The sequence below is a fragment of the Microbacterium sp. CCH5-D1 genome (assembly GCF_001557335.1).
GTDB lineage: Bacteria > Actinomycetota > Actinomycetes > Actinomycetales > Microbacteriaceae > Microbacterium > Microbacterium oxydans.
In genome coordinates this window covers 1-1,032 of record NZ_LSJW01000107.1, presented here as the reverse complement: position 1 = coordinate 1,032, position 1,032 = coordinate 1, and the positions used below count along the sequence as shown (strand labels likewise).

2 protein-coding genes are annotated in these 1,032 nt (G+C 69.0%); both read left to right on the top strand.

From position 1 onward, the window contains the following. Positions 1-175 precede the first annotated feature (175 nt). Positions 176-508, top strand: coding sequence for a PadR family transcriptional regulator (locus AX744_RS07100; RefSeq protein WP_046747805.1), 333 nt, complete (start codon positions 176-178; stop codon positions 506-508). Next, on the top strand, positions 505-1,032 hold a 528-nt coding region (locus AX744_RS07095; RefSeq protein WP_197429175.1), incomplete at its 3' end, for an HAAS signaling domain-containing protein. The genes AX744_RS07100 and AX744_RS07095, both read left to right, overlap by 4 nt.

Genomic DNA, 1,032 nt, shown 5'->3' with positions numbered 1-1,032 from the left:
CCCGGTGATGATCCTGTTCCTGTTCCTGCAGAAGTACATCGTGGGCGGTCTGACGGCCGGAGCGACGAAGGGCTGAGCCGCTGGTCTGCCCGCCGGCGTCGTGATCCGGTGGGCACGGGTGCCCGCACGGTCGGACTCCTCACGCTCTCTTGTCTCGCATGCTACCTTGTCTTGCATGACAGCTGATGTCGGCGCTCAGATGCGCAAGGGAGTGGTCGAGTACTGCGTGCTCGGGCTGCTCGCGCGCGAGCCGATGTACGGCTGGCAGCTGGCGGATGCGCTCACCGGCGCGGGCCTGATCGCCAGCATCGGCACGCTGTACCCGCTGCTCGGGAGGCTGAAGGACAACGGGTGGGTCACCACGTTCGATCAGCCCTCCGACAGTGGTCCGGTGCGCAAGTACTACCGGCTCACCGGCAGCGGGATCGATCAGTTGGACCGTTTCCGCGCCCAGTGGACACCATTCGCCCGTGTCGTCACGGGCATCGTCGGAGAGGGACGACCATGACAGAGCTCACCGCAGACGGCCTCCGCACCGAGTACCTCGCGCGGCTCGACGAGGCCATGCGCAACCTGCCGCACGGTGTCGCGAGCGACATCCGTGCCGGCATCCTCGAGGAGCTGCAGGGGCTCGATGCCGAAGCGACGGCGGCACGCATCGCGGATCTCGGCGATCCTGTCGCGATCGCCGATGGGGCTCAGGCGGAAGTCCCGTCCGGGCCGACGATCATCGGCGCGCCCGCGGTCGCCGCGCCCCCGGTGCCGCGTCCGCCGGCGACCTCGACGAGAGGGTTCGCGATCGCTGCGGCGCTGACGTTGAGCTTCGGAGGGATCGTCGTGCCCGTACTCGGCTGGTTCGTCGGCGCCGCGCTCGTGAGCGCGAGCTCGCTCTGGAGGACGTGGGAGAAGGTGGTCGCGATCGTCGTACCCTTCGTCGTCACCGGCATCTCGTTCCTCACGGTCTCCGCGCTGACGGCCTTCTCCTCGTCGGAGTCGGGTGGGAGCTCCTCGGGGACCGGGACGCCCCCGGAG

What these genes read in the sequence shown, in the direction of transcription:
- AX744_RS07100 (WP_046747805.1), top strand. Translation starts at nt 176, where the DNA reads ATGACAGCTGATGTCGGCGCTCAGATGCGCAAGGGAGTGGTCGAGTAC.